The sequence below is a fragment of the Klebsiella quasivariicola genome, from assembly GCF_002269255.1.
Classification (GTDB): domain Bacteria; phylum Pseudomonadota; class Gammaproteobacteria; order Enterobacterales; family Enterobacteriaceae; genus Klebsiella; species Klebsiella quasivariicola.
The window spans coordinates 3091590-3112947 of sequence record NZ_CP022823.1; the positions used below are offsets into that span (position 1 = coordinate 3091590).

24 protein-coding genes are annotated in these 21358 nt (G+C 59.9%); 11 read left to right on the forward strand and 13 right to left on the reverse strand.

Features of this window, described 5'->3' with window-relative positions; all coding sequences use genetic code 11:
• Positions 1 to 33 precede the first annotated feature (33 nt).
• Entirely contained in the window at positions 34 to 468 is a 435-nt protein-coding gene (gene uspF, locus B8P98_RS15425) for a universal stress protein UspF (protein WP_004140161.1), read from the forward strand.
• Between the two features lie 233 nt (positions 469 to 701).
• Positions 702 to 1637 carry a tRNA 2-thiocytidine(32) synthetase TtcA gene (ttcA, locus tag B8P98_RS15430; RefSeq protein WP_025713231.1) on the forward strand — a complete coding sequence of 312 codons (936 nt, stop codon included), beginning with the start codon at positions 702 to 704 and terminating at the stop codon, positions 1635 to 1637.
• Between the two features lie 45 nt (positions 1638 to 1682).
• On the opposite strand, the gene dbpA is transcribed toward ttcA, so the two are convergent.
• The 3 genes from dbpA to zntB all read right to left on the reverse strand — a co-directional run bounded on the left by dbpA (position 1683) and on the right by zntB (position 4565).
• The gene (dbpA, locus tag B8P98_RS15435; protein WP_008805151.1) at positions 1683 to 3056 is read right to left on the reverse strand and encodes an ATP-dependent RNA helicase DbpA; all 1374 of its coding nucleotides are present in this window, start codon (positions 3054 to 3056) and stop codon (positions 1683 to 1685) included.
• A gap of 14 nt (positions 3057 to 3070) precedes the next feature.
• Positions 3071 to 3265, reverse strand: coding sequence for a proline-rich small protein YnaL (gene ynaL, locus B8P98_RS31905; RefSeq protein WP_049245597.1), 195 nt, complete (start codon positions 3263 to 3265; stop codon positions 3071 to 3073).
• 316 nt (positions 3266 to 3581) lie between these two features.
• Positions 3582 to 4565 (reverse strand): zinc transporter ZntB, encoded by a 984-nt coding sequence (gene zntB, locus B8P98_RS15445; RefSeq protein WP_008805152.1) that lies wholly within the window; start codon positions 4563 to 4565, stop codon positions 3582 to 3584.
• A 278-nt stretch (positions 4566 to 4843) separates the two neighbouring features.
• On the opposite strand from zntB, the gene B8P98_RS15455 reads away from it, so the two are divergent.
• From B8P98_RS15455 to B8P98_RS15465, 3 genes are all read left to right on the forward strand, one after another.
• The gene (locus tag B8P98_RS15455; protein ID WP_095033189.1) at positions 4844 to 5587 is read left to right on the forward strand and encodes a DeoR/GlpR family DNA-binding transcription regulator; all 744 of its coding nucleotides are present in this window, start codon (positions 4844 to 4846) and stop codon (positions 5585 to 5587) included.
• Positions 5550 to 6668: an oxidoreductase gene (locus tag B8P98_RS15460; protein ID WP_095033190.1), complete on the forward strand. Its 1119-nt coding sequence runs from the start codon at positions 5550 to 5552 to the stop codon at positions 6666 to 6668. The genes B8P98_RS15455 and B8P98_RS15460 overlap by 38 nt, the downstream gene beginning before the upstream one ends.
• A 238-nt stretch (positions 6669 to 6906) precedes the next feature.
• Complete coding sequence (locus B8P98_RS15465; RefSeq protein ID WP_025713227.1) at positions 6907 to 7101, forward strand: hypothetical protein; 195 nt, start codon at positions 6907 to 6909, stop codon at positions 7099 to 7101.
• A 111-nt stretch (positions 7102 to 7212) separates the two neighbouring features.
• Here the strand turns inward: B8P98_RS15465 and B8P98_RS15470 are convergent, their stop codons facing one another.
• The 4 genes from B8P98_RS15470 to B8P98_RS15485 all read right to left on the reverse strand — a co-directional run bounded on the left by B8P98_RS15470 (position 7213) and on the right by B8P98_RS15485 (position 10739).
• On the reverse strand, positions 7213 to 7959 hold the full coding sequence (locus B8P98_RS15470; protein ID WP_095033191.1) for a hypothetical protein: 747 nt from the start codon (positions 7957 to 7959) through the stop codon (positions 7213 to 7215).
• Positions 7960 to 8249: 290 nt separating this feature from the next.
• The gene (locus tag B8P98_RS15475) at positions 8250 to 8918 is read right to left on the reverse strand and encodes a methionine ABC transporter permease (RefSeq protein ID WP_025713225.1); all 669 of its coding nucleotides are present in this window, start codon (positions 8916 to 8918) and stop codon (positions 8250 to 8252) included.
• A complete protein-coding gene (locus B8P98_RS15480; protein ID WP_025713224.1) occupies positions 8911 to 9924 on the reverse strand; it encodes a methionine ABC transporter ATP-binding protein in 1014 nt (337 codons plus the stop codon). The genes B8P98_RS15475 and B8P98_RS15480 overlap by 8 nt, the downstream gene beginning before the upstream one ends.
• 8 nt (positions 9925 to 9932) lie before the next feature.
• A complete protein-coding gene (locus tag B8P98_RS15485) occupies positions 9933 to 10739 on the reverse strand; it encodes a MetQ/NlpA family ABC transporter substrate-binding protein (protein WP_025713223.1) in 807 nt (268 codons plus the stop codon).
• Positions 10740 to 10959: 220 nt separating this feature from the next.
• On the opposite strand from B8P98_RS15485, the gene B8P98_RS15490 reads away from it, so the two are divergent.
• Positions 10960 to 12135, forward strand: coding sequence for an aminotransferase class I/II-fold pyridoxal phosphate-dependent enzyme (locus B8P98_RS15490; RefSeq protein WP_025713222.1), 1176 nt, complete (start codon positions 10960 to 10962; stop codon positions 12133 to 12135).
• Positions 12136 to 12181: 46 nt separating this feature from the next.
• Here the strand turns inward: B8P98_RS15490 and B8P98_RS15495 are convergent, their stop codons facing one another.
• Complete coding sequence (locus tag B8P98_RS15495; protein ID WP_025713221.1) at positions 12182 to 13216, reverse strand: NADP-dependent oxidoreductase; 1035 nt, start codon at positions 13214 to 13216, stop codon at positions 12182 to 12184.
• Positions 13217 to 13304: 88 nt separating this feature from the next.
• Here B8P98_RS15495 and B8P98_RS15500 point away from each other — a divergent pair, with 88 nt between their 5' ends.
• Positions 13305 to 13853: a TetR/AcrR family transcriptional regulator gene (locus B8P98_RS15500; protein WP_025713220.1), complete on the forward strand. Its 549-nt coding sequence runs from the start codon at positions 13305 to 13307 to the stop codon at positions 13851 to 13853.
• A 57-nt stretch (positions 13854 to 13910) separates the two neighbouring features.
• Here the strand turns inward: B8P98_RS15500 and B8P98_RS15505 are convergent, their stop codons facing one another.
• Complete coding sequence (locus tag B8P98_RS15505) at positions 13911 to 14822, reverse strand: NmrA/HSCARG family protein (RefSeq protein WP_025713219.1); 912 nt, start codon at positions 14820 to 14822, stop codon at positions 13911 to 13913.
• Positions 14822 to 15685: an MBL fold metallo-hydrolase gene (locus B8P98_RS15510; RefSeq protein ID WP_167382669.1), complete on the reverse strand. Its 864-nt coding sequence runs from the start codon at positions 15683 to 15685 to the stop codon at positions 14822 to 14824. The genes B8P98_RS15505 and B8P98_RS15510 overlap by 1 nt, the downstream gene beginning before the upstream one ends.
• Positions 15686 to 15772: 87 nt before the next feature.
• Between B8P98_RS15510 and B8P98_RS15515 the strand changes: the two genes are divergently transcribed.
• The gene (locus B8P98_RS15515; RefSeq protein WP_080897172.1) at positions 15773 to 16696 is read left to right on the forward strand and encodes a LysR family transcriptional regulator; all 924 of its coding nucleotides are present in this window, start codon (positions 15773 to 15775) and stop codon (positions 16694 to 16696) included.
• A 5-nt stretch (positions 16697 to 16701) separates the two neighbouring features.
• Here B8P98_RS15515 and B8P98_RS15520 read toward each other — a convergent pair whose 3' ends face one another.
• Positions 16702 to 17607, reverse strand: coding sequence for a LysR family transcriptional regulator (locus B8P98_RS15520; RefSeq protein ID WP_095033193.1), 906 nt, complete (start codon positions 17605 to 17607; stop codon positions 16702 to 16704).
• Positions 17608 to 17745: 138 nt separating this feature from the next.
• Here B8P98_RS15520 and B8P98_RS15525 point away from each other — a divergent pair, with 138 nt between their 5' ends.
• Both B8P98_RS15525 and B8P98_RS15530 read left to right on the forward strand, forming a co-directional pair.
• Positions 17746 to 18675, forward strand: a complete 930-nt coding sequence (locus tag B8P98_RS15525) for an aromatic alcohol reductase (protein WP_095033194.1) — start codon at positions 17746 to 17748, stop codon at positions 18673 to 18675.
• A 25-nt stretch (positions 18676 to 18700) separates the two neighbouring features.
• Entirely contained in the window at positions 18701 to 18907 is a 207-nt protein-coding gene (locus B8P98_RS15530) for a YdgH/BhsA/McbA-like domain containing protein (protein WP_087805500.1), read from the forward strand.
• A 50-nt stretch (positions 18908 to 18957) separates the two neighbouring features.
• On the opposite strand, the gene B8P98_RS15535 is transcribed toward B8P98_RS15530, so the two are convergent.
• Complete coding sequence (locus tag B8P98_RS15535; RefSeq protein ID WP_087805502.1) at positions 18958 to 19836, reverse strand: AraC family transcriptional regulator; 879 nt, start codon at positions 19834 to 19836, stop codon at positions 18958 to 18960.
• A gap of 158 nt (positions 19837 to 19994) precedes the next feature.
• On the opposite strand from B8P98_RS15535, the gene B8P98_RS15540 reads away from it, so the two are divergent.
• On the forward strand, positions 19995 to 20750 hold the full coding sequence (locus tag B8P98_RS15540) for an SDR family NAD(P)-dependent oxidoreductase (protein ID WP_025713212.1): 756 nt from the start codon (positions 19995 to 19997) through the stop codon (positions 20748 to 20750).
• 4 nt (positions 20751 to 20754) lie between these two features.
• Here B8P98_RS15540 and B8P98_RS15545 read toward each other — a convergent pair whose 3' ends face one another.
• Positions 20755 to 21348 (reverse strand): TetR/AcrR family transcriptional regulator, encoded by a 594-nt coding sequence (locus B8P98_RS15545; protein WP_025713211.1) that lies wholly within the window; start codon positions 21346 to 21348, stop codon positions 20755 to 20757.
• Positions 21349 to 21358 lie beyond the last annotated feature (10 nt).

A 21358-nucleotide genomic window follows, 5' to 3' on the forward strand; every position in this document is an offset into this window, starting at 1 on the left:
ACAATATGAGGGGATACTTAAACAGGAGGTTTTATGAGCAGAATGATTCTTGTCCCTATCGATATCTCTGATAAAGAATTTACTGAACGCATTATCAGTCACGTTGAATCGGAAGCGCGGATTGACGACGCCGAGGTCCATTTCCTCACCGTGATCCCTTCTCTGCCCTATTATGCCTCACTGGGAATGGCCTATACCGCTGAGCTTCCCGGCATGGATGAGCTGCGTGAGGGTTCTGAAACGCAGTTGAAAGAGATCGCAAAGCAGTTCTCTATCCCGGAAGACCGGATGCATTTTCACGTCGCGGAAGGGTCGCCAAAAGATAAAATCCTTGCTCTGGCCAAGTCGCTGCCAGCCGACCTGGTGATCATCGCCTCCCACCGGCCTGATATCACGACTTATCTGCTGGGCTCCAACGCCGCCGCGGTGGTTCGTCACGCCGAGTGCTCGGTCCTGGTAGTCCGCTAACGCCACAGCCCGCCGCCCGGCGGGCTGTTAATTTCCGCATCAGCCGGCCCCGCCCGGCTGCTCGCTGCGGAAAGTGCCGGAAAGATGCTGACATTCCGCCCCTGAATCCGTACCATACACGCCACGGTTGCCTGTCAAACCTCAATAATTGCTACGCGCCAGCGCCACGTTGTTCAGCGGCTGGCAGAATGCGTGCTCTTCTGATGCCACACTATGAATTGAGCCACTATTACATGCTGCAAAATCAAGAAATCAGTAAAAAAGAAAAATACAACATCGATAAGCTGCAGAAACGTCTGCGCCGCAACGTCGGTGAGGCGATTGCCGACTTCAATATGATTGAAGAGGGCGACCGCATTATGGTTTGTCTTTCAGGCGGCAAGGACAGCTATACCATGCTGGAGATCCTGCGTAATCTGCAGAAAAGCGCGCCCATCTCCTTTTCGCTGGTGGCGGTCAACCTCGATCAGAAGCAGCCCGGGTTCCCGGAGCATATTCTGCCGGCGTATCTTGAGCAGCTGGGCGTGGAATACAAGATTGTCGAAGAGAATACCTACGGCATCGTCAAAGAGAAGATCCCGGAAGGGAAAACCACCTGCTCGCTGTGCTCTCGCCTGCGTCGCGGCATCCTCTACCGTACCGCCACCGAGCTCGGGGCGACCAAGATCGCCCTCGGCCATCATCGCGATGACATCCTGCAGACGCTGTTCCTGAATATGTTCTACGGCGGAAAAATGAAAGGGATGCCGCCGAAGCTAATGAGCGACGACGGCAAACACATCGTCATCCGCCCGCTGGCCTACTGCCGCGAAAAGGACATCGAGCGCTTCTCCCAGGCCAAAGGCTTCCCGATTATTCCGTGCAACCTGTGCGGTTCGCAGCCAAATCTGCAGCGTCAGGTGATCGCCGATATGCTCCGCGACTGGGATAAGCGTTATCCTGGGCGCATTGAAACCATGTTCAGCGCGATGCAGAACGTGGTGCCTTCACATCTGAGCGATGTCAATCTGTTTGATTTTAAAGGCATCACCCACGGCTCCGAGGTGGTGGACGGTGGCGATCTGGCGTTTGACCGGGAAGAGATTCCCCTGCAACCTGCCAGCTGGCAGCCGGAAGAAGAAGACGCCCGTCTCGATGAACTGCGTCTGAACGTGGTGGAAGTGAAGTAACCCTCACGCGTCTCAGGCAGCCGCCTGAGACGCACTAACCTGCCCTTACTTCAGCAGTCGAACGCGGCAGGCTTTGCCCTTAATCTTGCCATTTTGTAACTGCTTATACGCCTTCTGCGCCATATTCTGGCGGATCGCCACATAGACATGAGCCGGATGAACGGTAATTTTGCCGATATCGGCGCCATCAAAACCCATATCCCCGGTCAGGGCTCCCAGCACATCTCCCGGGCGCATTTTCGCCTTTTTACCGCCGTCAATACACAGCGTGGCCATCTCCGCCGTCAACGGTGCGATGGTGTTGCCCGTCGGCGCCGGCAGCCAGTTCAGGGAGAGCTGCAGCATGTCGGCCAGGATCGTGGCGCGCTGCGCCTCTTCCGGCGCACAGAAGCTGATGGCCAGCCCTTGTTCGCCGGCGCGGGCGGTACGGCCGATGCGGTGAACATGCACCTCCGGATCCCAGGCCAGCTCGAAGTTCACCACCAGCGCGAGGGATTTGATGTCGAGGCCGCGGGCGGCGACGTCGGTCGCCACCAGAACCCGGACGCTGCCGTTGGCGAAGCGCACCAGCGTCTGATCGCGGTCGCGCTGCTCGAGATCACCGTGCAGCGACAAGGCGCTCTGCCCGGCGGCGTTGAGCGCATCGCAGACCGCCTGGCAATCGCGTTTGGTGTTGCAGAACACCACACAGGATGCGGGCTGATGCTGGCTGAGCAGGCGCTGCAGCAGGGCAATCTTACCGTGGCGGGAAACTTCAAAAAACTGCTGCTCAATCGCCGGGAGCGCATCGACAGTGTCGATCTCAATTGTCTGCGGATTGCGCTGCACCCGGCCGCTGATCGCCGCGATTGCCGCCGGCCAGGTGGCGGAAAACAGCAGGGTCTGCCGGTCAGCCGGCGCGAAGCGGATCACCTCGTCGATGGCGTCGCTGAAGCCCATATCGAGCATGCGGTCCGCTTCATCCATCACCAGGGTCTGCAACGCGTCAAGGGAGACCGTCCCCTTCTGCAGATGATCGAGCAGACGGCCCGGGGTGGCGACGATGATATGCGGGGCGTGCTGGAGTGAATCTCGCTGGGCGCCAAAGGGCTGCCCGCCGCAGAGCATCAGAATCTTGATGTTCGGCAGGCAGCGCGCCAGGCGACGCAGCTCACCGGCAACCTGATCGGCCAGCTCGCGGGTCGGACACAACACCAGCGACTGGGTCTCAAAGCGCGCCGGATCGATATGCTGCAGCAGACCCAGCCCGAATGCGGCCGTTTTTCCGCTGCCGGTTTTTGCCTGCACGCGCACATCTTTCCCCGCAAGGATCGCCGGCAGGGCGGCGGCCTGAACCGGGGTCATCGACAGATAACCCAGCTCATTAAGGTTGGCTAATTGGGCGGCAGGTAAAACAGTCAGGGTAGAAAAAGCGGTCACAATGTATTCTCGTATTAAAGGACGGACAATCTGCAGGCGCGTATCCTCGCAGATCTCCGCGCCTGATGCGACAATTTAATCGGCTCTTCGTCAGGCGGCGGATCGGGCTGCGGCTGCGGACGCGGTCGTGGGTCGGGTAAAGGAGCCGGATCGTTCGGCTCGGGTGAGATGGGGATAGACTGGGCTGTCAGCCCTGAAGCGTAATGCATAGAGGCCTCCCGGAGAGTAATACGGGCGTACCCGCAGGCTTAACGGCCTGAAGACCGTCGGGTGTCTTAGTAAGCGTAGAAGCTGGTCCGGAGAGCGCAAAAAAAAAGCCGACTCAACAAAGTCGGCGTCGTACGAATTAATTGTGCTATGCAGTAATTCAAAAAAGGAAGTAAGACAATATGGAGCGCAACGCCCATCGCTTGACGTTGCATTCACCTGCGAGAGAGATATTGCCCTGAATGGGTAGGTGGTTTATTGATTTCGCTCAAACATTGCCGGGTTTTCCCGGCAATGCGGCCGCTAAAAGGCGATTCTTTACAACCATTTACTGCGATGTAACCACCACGCAACACCACCGATGACAACAACTAACATCAGGCAGAAGAGGCTAAACCCCAGATGCCAGCTGTTTCCCGGGATCCCGCCAAGGTTGACGCCGAACAGGCCGGTTAAAAAGGTGCTGGGCAGAAACACCATCGCCATCAACGACATTGTATAAGTCCGCCGCGCCAGAGACTCCTGCATAATCTGGGCGATCTCGTCGCTCATGATCGCCGTCCGGGCGATACAGCTGTCGATCTCATCCAGACCGCGCCCCAGCCGCTCAGCGATATCCTGCATCCGCCGCCGCTGATCGTCACTCATCCACGGCAGCCGCTCGCTGGCCAGTCGGGCGTAAACGTCGCGCTGCGGCGCCATATAGCGGCGCATCACAATCAGTTGCTTACGCAGCAGCGCGAGAAAACCCCGCGGTGGCACCTGTTGGTCAAGCAGGTCATCTTCCAGGTCGATAATGCGGTCGTGCAGCTGTTCGATAAACTCGCTGGCATGATCGGTCAGCGCATCGCAGACTTCCACCAGCCAGCTGCCGCCGTCCGTCGGGCCATTGCCCTCCTTCAGGTCACCCAGCACATCGTCCAGCGCCAGCACCTTGCGCTGACGGGTGGAGACGATCAGCCGCTCGTCCATGTACAGGCGCATCGCCACCAGCTGGTCGGGACGCTCATCAGTACTGCCGTTAATGCAGCGCAGGGTTATCAGCGCCCCGTCGCCGATCCGCGTCACCCGTGGCCGGGTGCTCTCTCCCGCCAGGGCGTCACGCACGTTATTGGGCAGCAACGGGGTGGCCGCCAGCCAGTCGGCGCTGTCGCTGTGGGTATAATTCAGATGCAGCCAGCAGGGCTTGTCTTTGTCGATAATATCGTTATCGGTGAGCGGCTTCACGCCCCCCTGCCCGTCGAGCACCCACGCGAAGATCGCGTCCGGTATTTGCAACTCCGAGCCTTTAATCGCGTCCACTCAACCTCCGTTAATCCATACCTGTCACATTGCGCGCACTCTCTATAAGGTACGCGAAAGCGCGCTTTTTCGCTTTTTATTGCCCGGTAAGTAGGGCTAATAGCTTCATTAAAAAGCGCTTTCGCCCCGGGTCGCGCTGCACTCTTCATTTAACGTTAAAGCGTAGTGAAATCAAGTTCTTCCCGTTTTGCCGATCTCACTGCGCTTTTTTGCGGTTTATTTTGCCACTCATTGCTGTATTATGCTGTTTATTGCGTTAATTTGCGGGGTCACTTGCCATGCATAAGCTCGCCAGACAAAAACACATCCTCGACAGGCTGAGTGAAAACGGCCAGCTGAGTATTAGCGAACTGGTTGACGCGCTGCAGGTGTCAGCCGATACCATTCGCCGCGATCTGAGCGACCTGGAAAAACAGGGCGTGCTGCAGAAAAGCCACGGTGGCGCCATCGCCCTTAACGTGCCGGCGATGACGCGCCAGGGAAGAAATGCCCTGCTCACCCAGACGAAGCAGCGTCTCGGCGAGCTGGTCGCCGCCCATATCCCCCAGGGCTCGACGCTGTTTCTCGACGCCGGAAGCACGCTGCTGGCGGTCGCCGCGCAGCTTAAAGGGCCGCTGACCGTGATCACCGCTTCTCTGGATATCGCCCAGCTGTTCAGCGATCGCGCCGACATTCAGCTGATCCTGCTTGGCGGCCAGTGGGACAGCGAACAGCGGCTCTTCGCCGGCAGCGCCACCCTGTCGCTGGTCGCCCGCTACCGGGCCGATATCGCGATCCTCGGCGCCTGCGCCTTGCATGCCGGGCTGGGGCTGAGCGCCAGCCAGGAGGCCGATGCTGACGTGAAGCGCGCCATGCTGGCCGCCAGCGCAGAGCACTGGCTGGTGGCAGACCATACCAAAGTCAACCATTGCGAGCCGTGGCTGGTGGCCGGGCTCAGCGATATTCACCATCTTTTTCTTGATCGTCCCTGGGCTGAGCTGGGGGATGACCCCGCCCTCTCTGTACACATTGCTGACGCTTAACCGCGTGGAGAACCTGATGAGTAACAACACAATAAATATCGCCCTGATTGGCTATGGCTTCGTCGGTAAGACCTTCCACGCGCCGCTTATCCGTTCAGTGCCGGGTCTGAATCTGGCGTTCGTCGCCTCGCGCGATGAAGAGAAAGTCAAACGCGACCTGCCGGATGTCACGGTCATCGCTTCCCCGGAGGCAGCGGTTCAGCATCCGGATGTCGATCTGGTGGTCATCGCCTCCCCCAACGCCACCCACGCGCCGCTGGCCCGCCTGGCGCTGAACGCCGGCAAGCATGTGGTGGTGGACAAACCTTTCACTCTCGATATGCAGGAAGCCCGGGAGCTGATCGCCCTGGCAGAGGAAAAACAACGCCTGCTCTCCGTCTTCCATAACCGCCGCTGGGACAGCGACTATCTCGGGATCCGTCAGGTGATTGAGCAAGGCACCCTCGGCGCGGTGAAACACTTCGAGTCGCATTTCGACCGCTTTCGCCCGGAAGTCCGCGTCCGCTGGCGCGAGCAGAACGTCCCGGGCAGTGGCTTATGGTTCGACCTGGGGCCGCACCTGATTGACCAGGCGCTGCAGCTGTTTGGTTTGCCGCAGTCGGTGCAAGGCAACATCGCGACCCTGCGCGACGGCGCGGAGATCAACGACTGGGCGCATGTGGTACTAAACTACCCGGCGCATAAAGTGATCCTGCACTGCAGCATGCTGGTCGCGGGCGGCTCATCGCGCTTTACCGTGCACGGTGATAAAGGCAGCGTTATCAAAGCGCGGGCCGACCAGCAGGAGAGCCAGCTGCTGGCAGGCGTGGCGCCGGGAAGCGCCGGCTGGGGTGAAGATGATGACCCGCTGGTTATCTATGATGCCGCGCTGCAGGCCCGCACTCAGGCCACTCCGCAGGGCGATCAGCGCCAGTACTATATGCAGATCCGCGAGGCGCTGAACGGTCAGATTGCCAATCCGGTACCGCCGGTAGAAGCGCTGGCGGTGATGGCCGTGCTGGAAGCGGCGGTACGCTCCGCGGAAAGCGGCGTGGTACAGCCCCTGGACCTGACCGAGGACGAGCGCAACGCGCTGCGCTAATCCTGCCTGTTTCCCCCGGTTACCTGCGCAACTGCCGGTAATCGGGTCGGCTTCGCCATTGTCAGCAAAAATCACTACCTGTCCGCATATTAGCCCTTCATTATCCTGCCCTCAGGGGCAAACCTCCGCTGGAAATTTCAGCCATTTGGGAGGAGGATAGAGAACAGATCGATCGTGATGAGAACAAGGTTGCTGACGCTGTGGACGCGGCAACCGCATTACTGGACAGGAGAAGCTCATGTATTACACGTTAGGAGATACCACTCTCCATTTTTATCGCTATCAGTGCAAATTCTACGTCGCCCACTGGGAAGGGGGTAACGTGATGACCGAAAAATTTAAATCGTTTATCGAACAGATCACTGAAAAGACCGGGCTGGATGCGAAACGCGTCGAGACCGCTGCGCGCGATTATTTTACTAACGTGGATTAACAGGTCGGCTGATGCTGTTCGCGAGGGGGGGGTTGGCTGATGCGGTAGCCGCGTATGCTAACCCTCTCTTTCACCGCCAGGGCGCCTGGCGGTTTATCAACCCCACCCGCGTTAAACGGTAGTCAGTTTTGCCAGAATGGCGGCAAAGGCGTCATTAACGTTATCGCCAGCCAGCATCTTTTTGCGCAGTATAAAACTCCTGCCGCTGGACGGGATCAGCAGCCGAACTTTCGCATCATTATTGCTGCGCTCAACCACGACCACGTCACGCAAGGGAATAACGTAAGTATCAGCATAAAGTCCTGGCGTAAATATCATCGACTCGCCGCTCACGCCAATCACCACGCGATTTTGCAAACGGTAGCCATTGCACAGCGCAACAATACCGGCAGCAATAAATACGCCGCCGATACCCATACCAATCATTAAAATAATGATCCCGGCGATGATCGCCAGCGCCCCCTGAGGATAAAAGCCCGAGGCGTTAAAGGTTAACAGCTTGTGGTTATCATCTGTTCCTGCTTGCGCAGTTGACTGCCACGGCGTAAATCCGGCGTTAATTCGCGTTTGCAAGCTGAACAGACTGCCCACCAGAAAGATCACGCTGGCGGGCACCATCACGATACCGCCAACAAACGCCAGGACGATGGCCAGATAAGGATAGCGGCCTGACAGCATTATGCTGACCGCCTGAACCACCACGGCAATAAACAGGGCCAGCACCAGCCAGGACCACATGCTATCCACTCCACGATGGAAGTTCAGTTGTCCCTCCTCTAATAATAAATTACGCGAAATAAAACAGATTACGATATTAACGAACAGGCCAATCCAGACCAGCTTATGTACATGCTTCATGCCATACTCCATGAGGTATTTTTACATTCCATTCTCGGGCATTATTAATAACATTCAATGCCGCCTGGATAGTAGCAAAGCCCCCGGCAAGATCAATCAAAAAGCGCGCAATCCCCCTTTCCGTTATCTATTTTCAGATTGCTATCATCAGTGAGTATTTATGGTGATTATATAATCCATTATATATATTCTCAGAATTTGTTTACGGCAAAATAAGATCGCCCTGCCATCCTGGAGGGCGTTGAAGATTAACAAGCCTTTAGTGCGCGGCTCCCGGCGCGAAATGGCCGTTATTCACGGCGCAGTCGACGAGCTAAACGGGTGCCCAGCGTCTGGATCAGCTGGACAATCACAATCAGCACCAGAGCGGTGGTTAGGGTGGCAAAGGCGTCGAAGCGCTGATAGCCGTAGGTGATGGCGAGGTCGCCAATCCCGCCGCCGCCCACCGTTCCCGCCATGGCGGTAGCGCCAAGCAGGCCGATCGTCGCCGTGGTGAGGGCCAGAATCAGCGACGCCGCCGCCTCCGGCAGCATAAAGAGCCAGACCGTCTGCAGGGGCGTGGCGCCCATGGCATCCGCGGCCTCCAGGATCCCCTCATCCACCTCCAGCAGCGAGCTCTCCACCAGCCGGGCAATATAGGGAGCGACAAAGACGATCAGCGGCACGATGGCTCCCGCCGTGCCGATCGTGGTGCCCACCAGCAGTCTGGTAAAGGGCAGGATCACAATCAGCAAAATGATAAACGGCAGCGAGCGCAGCACGTTAATCAGCGGATTCAGCGCCTGATGCACCACCGGATGGGCTACAATGCCGCCGGGACGGCAAATCACCAGCACAATTCCCAGCGGTACGCCAAGCAGCGCGCCAAAACCCAGTGAAACGGCGACCATAATCAGAGTGTCATGCAGCGCCAGCAGAAACTGATCGCCGGTGATAGCGGTATCTATAAGATCAAACATGGATGATTTTCACTCCTGCATCAGCAAGATGGGTGATGGCGCGTTCGGTTTCGTCAGGCTCGCCGAGGAGTTGCACAATCATAAATCCCAGAATCCGGCCCTGAACTTCGGACATACTGGCGAACAGGATATTGACCTCGACCGCATATTCGCGGATCAGGTGATTAATGATCGGCTGCTGCGCCGTCGCGCCGATAAATTCGAGGCGTAAAGCCCGGGCGCCGTTATCGCGCTGCAGGAGCGACGCCACCCGTTGCGGCAGGCGGTCGTGCACCACCGACTGAACAAAACTGGCGGTGACCGGGTGCTGCGGCTGGGCAAAGAGGTCGAAAACCGTTCCCTGTTCAACGATACGGCCCGCCTGCATCACCGCCACCTTGTGACAGATTTTCTGGATCACCGACATTTCATGGGTGATCAGTACGATGGTGATGCCATAGCGGCGATTTATCTCCTGCAGCAGAAGTAAGATCTGCACCGTGGTGTGGGGATCGAGCGCCGAGGTAGCTTCATCGCACAGCAGCACCGACGGGTTAGTGGCCAGCGCCCGGGCAATACCGACACGCTGCTTTTGCCCTCCTGACAGCTCATTGGGGTAGCTGTGCATTTTGTCGCTCAGATCGACAAACGCCAGCAGCTCCGCCACCCGCGCCTGAATATAGGCCTTGTCACGCCCCTGCAAAATAAGCGGGATGGCGATGTTATGGAAAACGGTTTTCGAATTCAGCAGATTAAAATTCTGAAAGATCATGCCGATATCTTTTTTGATCGCCTGCAGACGCTGGCCGTTGCAGGCCTGTAACGACTCGCCGTTCAGCAGCACGTCGCCCTCGCCCGGCGTTTCCAGACGATTAATCAGCCGCAATAAGGTGCTTTTTCCTGCGCCGCTGTAACCAATAATGCCGAAAATATCGCCCCGCTCAATGCTGAGATTAATATCCTGTAAGGCCAGTACCGGATGCCCTTTCCTGGAAAAGGATTTACTGACGTGGCGAAATTCAATCATCGCGTTATTCATTTTAAATAATCAGGCAGCAGGTAACCATCATACTGCGGATGGCTAAGAATATATTTTTTGAAATCGGCAGAGTGATAGCCGGCAATAATATCTTTGGCAAACTGCGCGTTTTGGTTTTTACCGGCGACGGTCACGACATTAATAAAATGGCTGGTGGCGGTCTCCAGCTTTAATGCCGAGGTGAGCGACATGCCGCTGGATACGGCGAAATTGCCCTGAATCAGGCCATAGTCGACGTCCGGCAGCGCGCGAACCTGCTGGGCATTATCCATCTCTTTGAGAACAATTTTGTAGGGATTATCCACGATGTTACGCTGCGAAAAAGTGGCCGGATCGCTGTCTGGTTTGATTTTCACCCAGCCCAGACTCTCCAGCACCAGTACCGCGCGATACTCATTCGACGGCTGGTTTGGTACCGACACGACGGTGCCTGCCGCCGGGGTACCCAGGGTGGTTAGTTTCCCACCATACAGCCCCATCGGCGGCGTCGGTACCTGCACAATGCCCACGTTATCAATCCCCAGTCGCTCATTAATCGCTTTCAGGTATACCGGATGCTGCATGATATTTGCTTCGATAGCGCCGCGGGCCACCGCGTCATTGATCTGAATACCATCGCTGAAATCTTTATATTCGATTTTATACCCCTTACTCAATAAATAGGGCGCGACGCCTTTTTCAAATTGTTCTTTATACGGTCCGGGGTTAAAGCCGACGCGAATAAGATGATCGTCGGCGGCGGCGTAAAAAGAGCTAGCGGACAACAGGATGAATGTTATCCCGAACGCAACTGATTTGTTCATAAGGTATTTTCCCCGAAGGTTGGCGATAATGAGCGATTAAATCACAGCCGACTGTGGGTTGTAAGCCAGAACGCCGGTTTTCCTTTTGCCTATTCTTCATAACCTTTTATCATGCTGGCATATCCTGAAAACAATAATGCTTTGCAAATTTTGTTATTTAGCTCGCGGCAATAAATCCTTTAAAGATGGCGGATTATTTACGATCTGAGCCGGAAATTTTATGCCTGATTTTACTGCTTCACCGCTGGTGGACGCCCTGGAAGAGAATTTATTCAGTGTTCTGGAAAAACTGGCCGCCGAGGTCAACACCGAGACACTGCCGCTGATCGATCTCTCCAGCGGTAGCCCGGATCAGCCTACCCCGCCCGAAGTGATTGATGCATTGCAAAGCGCTATCCAGCGTCGTGAAAACCATGGCTATCCGTCGTTCTGGGGCAAGCCGCAGGTCCGCGAGGCGATCGCCCAGTTCTATCGCCGGCAGTATGATGTGGAACTCGATCCACATAGCGAAGTCGCCGTGTTTCAGGGTTCCCATATCGGCATTGGCGGCATCCCGCGGGCGCTGCTCAGCCCCGGGCAATACCTCATCTCCACCGATCCGTGCTATCCGATTTACCGCTCGGCGGCGCTGCAGTCTCAGGCGGCGTTTTTTGGCCTGCCGCTGAGGGCGGAGAATCAGTTCCTGCCGGATTTTGACGACCTTCCTCAGGAAGTGGCGGACAAAGCAGGCCTTGTGGTGCTCAACTACCCGCATAACCCGACCGGCGCCCTCGCCACGCCGGCGCTGTTCGCCAGCGCCCTGCAGTTTGCCCGTCGTCACCATGTGCCGATCCTGCACGATTTCGCCTATGCGGCCATCGGCAGCACGGCTGGCGACGCGCCGCTAAGCCTCTTCTCCCAGCCCGACGCGAAAGCGTGGGGAGTGGAAACTTATACCTTTTCCAAGACCTTTAACATGGCCGGCTGGCGCTTCGGCTTCGCGGTCGGCAACGCCTCGATTATCCGCGCGTTCAAAAAGCTGCATACCCATAGCTACAGCACGGTGTTTGGCGCAATCCAGGATGCGGCGATCGCCGCGCTGAACCTGCCGGCGGAGCGCATTGCGCAGCTGACGGCGGTCTATCATCAGCGCCGGACGTGGGTTTTGCGTCGACTGGCCGCGCTGCGCTGGCCGGCTCGTGCCGCCCAAGGCACGTTCTTTCTCTGGCTGGGCGTGCCGCCAGGATACAGCTCACAGCAGTTTGCCCAGCTGCTGTTGCAGGACGCGCATATTCTGGTGGCGCCGGGCAGCGGTTTTGGCGAAGGAGGAGAAGGGTTTATTCGCATTAGCCTGACCGCAGGGGACGACGCGCTGAGCAACGCGCTGGACCGTCTTGCCCGGCTGGCGCTGTTTTAGTCCGCCGCCGGGAAGAAGCCAAAAACGCAACTCTGGCCGCCGGGCCTTACTCTGCTGACGGGTCAATCACCGACAGTACGATTTTGCCCTCAAGATGGCCCTGCGCTGCCCGCTCGTGCGCCCTGCGCGCCTGTGCAAGCGGGAAAACGCTGTCAACAGCGACCCGAATGGCGCCAGCATCCAGTAGATCCGCAAGTTGAGCGAGCTGCGCGCCGCTGGAGCGCACCTGGGTAGTCGAAACGGTCACGCCGCGCTGCCGTGCCTCTTCCGCCCCGGCAAAGCCGAGCGGGAAGATCGGGTACAGCACGCCGCCGCGCCGCAGGGTACGCAGAAAACGGCCGCTGTCCGGCCCGCCCGGCGCATCGATAACCAGATCCAGGTCACGCACCGTCTCCTCGACCGCTGTGGTCGTATAGTCGATAAAAGCATCGGCGCCGATCTGACGCAAAAAGGCTTCATGACTGCCGGCAGCGACGGCAATCACCTCGGCGCCCTGCCACTTCGCCAGCTGCACGGCGAAATGACCGACGCCCCCTGCCGCGCCGTTGACCAGGACGCGTTTACCCGCCAGCGGCACCGGCCGGTGCGGCTCCGGCTGCAGCGGATTCGCCACCTCATGCCCGGGATCGATCATGAACTGCCAGGCGGTCAGGAGCGACATCGGCACGGCCGCAGCCTGCTGATGGCTTAACATCCGCGGTTTGCGGGCCAGGTCGCTCACCGGTACGCTAACGTACTCGGCGTAAGCGCGGCTGCCCCCTGCCGCCCCTTCGGGAAATCGCGCCATGGCATACACGTCGTCGCCGAGCGCCACCTCCCGGACGTCGTCTGCCCGCGCTACCACCACGCCGGAGAGATCCGTTCCGAGGATCAAGGGAAAGTGGACCTCGGGCCGCCACTCCGGGGGCAGCTGTTGATAGCCATCGCGCAGATAGCTGTCCGGAGGGTTCACGCCCACCGCGTGCACCTGCACCAGTACCTCACCAGCCTGCAGCGCCGGCAGTGGCGCATCCTCATAGCTCAGGACTTCCGGGCCGCCAAAGGCGTGCTGTTGAACGGCCTTCATCATCTGCGTCGACATCGCTTTCTCCTCATATGGAAATGCGTTATATTTAACGGAGCACTGTTCCGAATATATGGAGCAGTGCTCCGATTGTCAAGGAACGCCAATGAGAGCTGATGCCAGAAAAAATTATGACCTGTTAATCGACGTGGCCCGCGAGGTTTTTGTGGAGCAAGGCGCCGAAGCGTCGCTACGCGATATTGCCCGCCGGGCGGGCGTCGGAATGGGAACCCTTTACCGCCACTTTCCCAACCGCGACAGCCTGCTGGAAGCCCTGCTTCGCAGCCGCTTTGCGGCGCTAACCGCCCGGGCTGAGTCGCTTCTGCTCGCCGCCGATCCTGGCGCGGCCCTGCTGGAGTGGCTGGCCGAGAGCGTGGCGTTTACCCATCAGCATCGCGGGATCATCGCTCCGCTGATGAGCGCCATCGACGATCCTGAGTCCGCCCTGCACAGCGCCTGCGTGACTCTGCGCGCCGCCGGCACGTCGCTGCTGACCCGCGCGCAGCAGACCGGGCAGGCACGGCCAGATCTCAGTGGAGACGAACTGTTCGATCTGATTGCCGCACTTGCCTGGCTACGGGAGCAGCCGTCCCATGCCCCGCGCGCCGAGCGGATTTTCGCGGTGCTGGCCGACGCGATCCTGACTGCCGGCTAGCGGCGGTCGGTCACCGGCGAGACAGCACGCCTGGCGGGTGACCGGAACCTCCGTTTGTTAACGATCAAACGCCCAGCTGGCCGCGCTGGTCAGCGCTCGCTCGAAGGCAGGACGGCCGGGGCCGGCCAGCCAGCCGGCGAAGGTGTACAGCTGCGGGTGCAGCCGGCGCATGGCGTCGAGGTCGGCATGCCCGGCCAGCCGCCCGTCGTCCACCAGCCCGGTCAGCTTATGCAGAAAAGGACTGGCGGCCAGCACCTCGTCGGAAAATCGCGAATAGGGGATCGGCCGTCCCGCCTGCGCGGAAAATAACGCCTCGAGCTGACGACCGGTCACGCTGTCGCTGGCGATCTCGAACGTCTTGCCGGCAAACCGTGCCGGCGCGGCAAAAACCGCGGCGACCAGGTGGCCGATATCCTCCACCGCCAGCACCTGCATCCTCCCCTCCGGCAGCATAAAAAAGTGAAAATGCCCTTCATCAAGACCAAAACCGGGCATCACCAGCAGCTCCATAAAGGTGGCGGGCCGCACGATGGTCGACGCCAGCGGCAGGCCGCGGATATGCCGTTCAATCGCCGCTTTGGTGTCATAATGCGCTACGCCGGTCGGCGTATCGCCCGCCGCACTACCGGAGCTGTACACCAGATGCTTCACCCCGCACTCGACGGCGAGATCGGCGATGGTTATCCCGTAGCGTACCTCCTGCTCATCGGTCACCGTCCCTCCCGGCGAACTGGGCTGGACGCTGAAGACGCCGTCGACCCCGGCCATCGCCGACCGCATTGCCGCCCGGTCTTCAAAGGTACCCTCCACCAGCTCGGCTCCCCGCGCCGCCAGCGCGACCGCCCCGACGGAGAAAGGATCCCTGACCAGCGCCCGCACCTGCCAGCCGCGGTGCAGCAGCGCCCGCGCCACCGAGCCGCCCTGCTGACCGGTGGCGCCAAAAACCAACACGCTTTGCGCATTATTCATCACTCTTCCCCTTTATCTGCAGCCTGTTGCCCGGCCTCTCGCCAGCGATATTCACCTTGCTTATCCTCCTCCAGCCAGCCGCAGGAAGGCCCGGCAAAATGCCCGGTGAACCATTGAGCATGATGGCTTGTCCCCCACGCCATCATCTCCCGTCGCGAGGCTTCCGCCAGCCGGGGATCGCCGCAGAACGCCGAATTCCACTGCGGGTGGGCAAACTGGAGCGGGGAATGCAGAAGATCGCCGGAGAAACAGGCGTAGTCATCCCCGGAGGCGAGGATCAGCGCGGCGTGGTCGGGACTGTGGCCGGGCGTGGGCACAAAGGCGATCCGCCCGCCGACCCGCGGCCGGGCCGCCACATCGACGGTTTCCAGCTGGCCGGCTTCGATCACCGGCAGCAGGCTGTCGAGCCACAGCGCCCGGTAGCGTTCGCTGTTTTTCACCCGCGTCAGCTCTTTTGCCGAGCACAGATAGCGCGCATTCGGGAACAGCGGCACCCAGCGATCGTCCTGCCACACGGTATTCCATCCAACATGGTCGGTATGCAGGTGGGTCAGTAGCACCAGGGTCACGTCCTCCGGGTTCACTCCCGCGGCGCGAAGATTCTCCAGATACGGCGTGTTAAGTTGATGATAGAGCGGATTACCGCCGCGCTCCCGACCGTTGCCGGTGGCCGTATCAATAACAATCAGATCGTGGGGGGTCTGCACCACCCAGCTGTGGATCGACAGCGCAATCGGCTGAATGACGGCGTCCGCCTCCGCTACCGGGAACGCCTCTGGATAGAGCGCCGCCGGCTGCAGGGTAATCTCGCGCTCCGGCACTTTGAAAATCAGGCTATCGCCTGTCTGGTACGTTTGCATCACTCCCTCCGCGCGTATTGCGCTGGTTGATTTATCGGGGTGATATTCACTATGCTGCCAGGATAACCCACATTCAAATTGATTATCATAATGAAGAAAATCATTGAAAATGATTTTAGTCGTATCGATCTGAATCTGTTGACGGTCTTGATGGTGCTGTACCGCGAAGGGAGCGTCACTCGCTGCGCAGAGGCACTGCATCTTGGCCAGCCGGCCATCAGCGGGGCGCTGAAACGGCTGCGCGAGATGTTTGACGACCCGTTGTTCGTGCGCAGCGCCAGGGGCATGCTGCCGACGCCGCGGGCGCAAGCGCTGATGACCGACCTGCAGCCGCTGATGGAAAAGCTGCATTCGGCGATGTTTGGCGCCGGAGAGTTCGTCCCGGCGCGCGCGCAGCAGCTTTTTCGTATCGGCCTCAGCGACTGGAGCGAACACTGGCTGATGCCCCCGCTGTTACCCGGGCTGATGCAGGAGGCGCCCGGGGTTTCGTTGCAGACGATAGCCGCCGACCCCTTCCAGGTACGCCAGCTGCTGGAGGAGGATCGCATTGATGTCGCAGTGTCTCTCAACAAACAGAGCCGCGGGGAGATCGTCAGCGAGCCGGTGATGACCATGGGGGTCACCACCCTGTGGTCGCCGCAGCAGATCCCCTGTCGCGGCCCGCTGTCGGTGGGCGACTTTGTCGCCTGGGAACATGTGATGGTGGCCTATCGCGAAACCGGCCACGGTGAAATTGACCGCCAGCTCGCCAGCCAGGGGCTGGCGCGGCGCGTGCGCTTTGCCACGCAGAATTTCTCCACCTTTCCCCTGCTGCTGACCACCCTGCCGCTGTTCGCCACCGTCCCGCAGGGGCTGGCGCAGCGCTGGCAGGCGCAGTACGCGCTGCGCGCAGAGGCTCCGCCAGTGGCATATCCGCAATTTACCTTGTGTATTCTGCGTCACAAACGGCGGGCGCAGGATCCGGCGCTGAACTGGCTGGTGGCGAGACTGAAACAGGCCATGCGCGGCGAGTAACGGGGTCAGCGTTCGATGAGCGGAGGCTCCAGAACACGCCTGCTCCAGTCATAAAACGCGCGCACCGCCGGCGGCAGATAGCGGTTTTGCGGATAGACCAGCGACAAAGGAAGATCAGAAGCGGTCTGCTCCAGACAGGCGACCAGCGCCCCGCTCTGCAGATAAGGTTGCGCCAGATAGCTGGCGACGCGGATCAGACCCAGCCCCTGAACGCCGGCCTGGATATAGGCATCGGTATCGTCGACCACCAGCGTCTCCTGCATACGGATCGCACGATCACCGTCGTCGAGAGTAAAAAGCCAGTCGATGGTCCGCCCGGTACGGTGGTTGAGATAGCCTACCGCGCGGTGCTGGTGCAGCTCGTCGATGTCCTGCGGGCAGCCGTGGGCCGCGAGCCAGGCCGGCGCGGCGAGAATCATCCAGCGGTAGCGGGCCAGAGGCCGCGCCACCAGGGTGGTGGAATCTTCGATCCGCCCGGTACGGATCACGCAGTCGAATCCCTCCTGAATAATATCTTCCACGTTGTCGCTTGAGCAGAGGATCAGCTCCAGGTCGGGATACTGCTGCAGAAACTCGCCGATCCGCGGCAGAATGCAGTGGCGGGCGAGGGATTGCGGCATCCCTACCTTGAACCGTCCGGCGGGCTGAGCCGAGCGCCCGGGAAAGGAGGCTTCCATCGCCGCCATCTCGGCCAACAGCCGTTTACACTCCTCATAGTACCGGCGACCTTCCGCCGTCACGCTGAGCTTGCGGGTGGTGCGCTGGAGAAGCTGCGCCCCGAGCCAGGCCTCCAGCTCCTTTACCACTCGCGATACCGTGGAGCGCGGCTGCCCGAGCACCTCCGCCGCGCGGGCGAAGCTATGGGCGTCCACAACCGCAACATAGACCTGCATAGCATCCAGTTTGTCCATTTCGTTATCTCCCAGCGCTGATTATCCCATTATTACGAACAGTCTAACCCGAAACGCTGTACTTATCGAATGTCGCCCGCCCCCCTACACTGAGCCTGTAACCAGCCAATTCAGGGCTTAACTGAGTAAGGAGTCAAAATGAATACTGATAATTTTAATCATGAGGAAAAGGTATTGGTGCTGGGAGCGGGACAACTGGGCGCCGCCGTTCTCGATGCGCTGGTGCCTGCGGTGTTCCAGCGCCAGGGCACGGTCTCGGTTATCGTCTCGCCGGGGGCCTGGGATGAAACCGGCCAGCTGCGGTCGGCAAACCATCAGGCGCTGGCCGACGCCGGGGCCACTTTTCTGGCGGTCGACATCGCCGGTGGATCCCAGGAGGCCCTCGCCGGGCAGTTTCGCGGATTCACCACCGTGATTAACTGCATGGGGTTTGTCGCCGGTCCGGGGACACAGCTGAAAATTACCCGCGCGGTGCTGGCGGCCGGGGTACCCCGCTATTTTCCCTGGCAGTTTGGCGTCAATTACGATGTGGTTGGCAAAGGCAGCGGTCAGCCGGTCTGGGACGAGCAGTACGATGTCCGGACCCTGCTGCGCGCGCAGCAGGCCACGGAGTGGGTCATTGTCTCCACCGGGATGTTTACCAGCTTTCTCTTCGAACCAGACTTCGATGTAGTGAATTTATCCAACCGAACCCTTCACGCCCTTGGCAGCTGGGATACCCAGGTGACCGTCACCTCACCGGCGGATATTGGCCGCCTGACCACGGCGATTTATCTGCATCAGCCGCGGATCGTCAACGAGGTGGTGTTTGTTGCCGGCGAAACAACTTCTTACCGGCAGCTGGCAGACACCGTAGAGCGCGTAACGCAGCAAACGTTCAGCAAAGCTGTTCATACCCTGCCCGCCCTGCTGGACCAGCTGCGGGCGGACCCGGAGAACACCATGCTGCGCTATCGCGCCGCCTTCGCCCGGGGCGACGGCATGTGGTGGCCGATGGAGGATACCTGGAATGCCCGGCATCATCTGCCGACCCAGAACGTTGCCGGCTGGCTGCAGGCCGCGCGCTGATTTTCTCTCACAGGACAGAATGACGATGAAAAAGTTAATTCCACTGATCGTAGTGAGTTGTCTGCTGCCGCTGGCGGCAAATGCCAGAACCATCACCGCCACCGGCGATACCCTGGACCATGCGGAGAGCAAAATCCGCCAGCAGGCCGCCCGCGAGGGCACGACCGCCTATCGCATCATTGAGGCGCGAATGGGCAACAACGTACATATCACGGCGAAAATCGCGGACTAATTCCCCGGCATCAGGCTCAGGGAGGAGCCGCCGCCAGCCCGCGCGCCAGGTCAGGCGCTCATTTTTTCCCGTCGACGATCGCGGCCCGGCGGCGCGCCGTACAGGCGAGCATACTCCCGGGTGAACTGCGACACGCTGATATAGCCCACCTCCCCGGCAGCCTGCGCAATGCTCATGCCTTCCGCCAGCATCAGGCGACGGGCGTGGATCAGGCGCAACTGCTTCTGAAACTGCAGCGGCGACAGCGTGGTCATGGCGCGGAAATGACGATGAAAGACCGAGACGCTCATCCCGGCGGCATCGGCCAGCGCGTCGATGCTGACGGGCTGCATAAAATCCCGGCGCAGCATCGCCACCGCCCGGCGGATCCGCGCTGAATGGCTGTCTACGGCGCCCAGCGTCCGAATGGCCGGCCCATGGACACTCTGCAACAGCCAGTAATGCAGCTCCCGCCGCAGACCTTCTCCCAGCACCGCCTGCGCCCCCGGCTGATCAAACAGCCTTGCCAGCCGGTAAGCAGCGTCCGTCACATCGGCGTTCATCGGCTCGATACCGACGCGGGGTACTTCATCCGGTCCTGACGGCCCGGCCTCCGTCAGCTCGCGCAGGATAGCCAGGTCCAGCTCCAGCACCAGCGCGTAATAGGGAAAACGCTGACTGGCCTCGGTGATCTGGCTGGTGGTGGGGACATCCGCGGCAATCACCATTGCCTCGCCCGGACCATAGTCAAAGCTTGTCAGGCCGGTAGTCACCTGCTTTCGCCCCTGCAGCAGCATGGCCACCAGCGGCCTGGCGATGGCCGCCTGCAGATCGCCGGGGTGCAGAGCCCGCACCAGGGTGATACCGGGAACCGGGGTAACCGCCACCCCGCTGCTATCGACATGAGCATCGGCAAACCGGCGGCAGTGATCGAACAGGGCGTCGCGCATACGTTCCTTTCAGGCAAGTTTTAAAGCCTGAGTATGCGCTATTTCCCGGCAAAAGGGAGTGAACGGAGAGAAATGGGCAAAAAATAACAAGGATTGGGCAACCCGACCTGACGCGCGGCCCCTATTGTAGAGCCTCAACATACCAGAGAGGACAGACCATGACTAAGATTGCACTTATCACCGGCGCCAACCGCGGCCTTGGCCGTCAGACCGCACTTGCTATCGCCCACCAGGGCGGCGATGTTATTGTCACCTGCCGCGGCAGTCTCGAACAGGCGGAAGCGGTGGTCGCCGACATTCGCGCGCTCGGTCGTAAAGTCATCGCTCTGCAGCTGGATATGGCGCAGACTGCCAGCTTCCCGGCCTTCGCCGACAGCCTCGGCAGCGCGCTGGCCAGCGTCTGGGGGCGGGCCACTTTCGACCATCTGATCAATAACGCAGGGCACGGCGAATTCGCCCCGCTGGCCGAAACGCGCGAGGCGCAGTTTGACGGGCTGTTTAACGTCCACGTTAAGGGGGTGTTTTTCCTCGTCCAGACCCTGCTGCCGCTGCTGGCAGACGGCGGACGGATCGTAAACTTCTCCTCCGGGCTGACCCGCGTCTCATACCCAGGCTTCTCCGCCTACGCCGCCGCCAAGGCAGCCGTGGAGATGCTGAGCGTGTACATGGCCCGGGAGCTGGGCGGGCGCGGCATCACCGTCAATACTGTCGCCCCTGGCGCTATCGCTACCGATTTTGGCGGCGGGCTGGTACGTGACGACGCAGGGGTTAACGCGCAGTTTGCCGCCATGACGGCCCTCGGACGGGTCGGCGTTCCCGAGGATATTGGGCCGATGGTCGCTAGCCTGCTGCGCGACGATAACCGCTGGGTGACGGCCCAGCGAATCGAGGTGTCGGGCGGACAAACCATCTGACAACTCAGGCTGGCAGGAGGCGCTCCAGCGCCAGGCCAGCCAGCCGCGCGGTCTGCAGAAGACGCGGGAGGCTATCGCCCTCCCGCGCTTTCGCCGACAGGCCGAGCATCAGCGTGTCCATGTAGTCGGTCACCCGCAAAGCCTCCTGCGGGTAATGGCGGGCAATATACTCGTGGATTTTGGCCCTGGCAGCAGCATGCCATTCGCCCGCCGCCACGCGAGCGTCGGGATCCTGACAATGCTCTCCCTCCAGCACCAGGCAGCCGGCGGCAGCCGGATCGGCCACGTAACGACGGGCGGCCTCCTGCAATACCGCACTCAGCGACGCCGCCACCGGCTGGTTGTCTTGCAACAGTTCCGCGATGGGGATAGCTCCATGCTGACTATAACGTTGCAGGACGCGGGTATACAGCCCAAGTTTGCTGCCGAAAGCGGCATAAAAGCTCGGGGGGTTAATGCCGAAAGCCTGGGTCAGATCGGCCACGCTCACCGCGTCATAGCCTCGCGAATGAAAGAGACGTTGCGCCGTTTCAATAGCCTGTTCTGCATCAAACTGACGGGGGCGTCCCGGAGTACGCCTCGATTTTGTAGTGGTCACTATACTAATC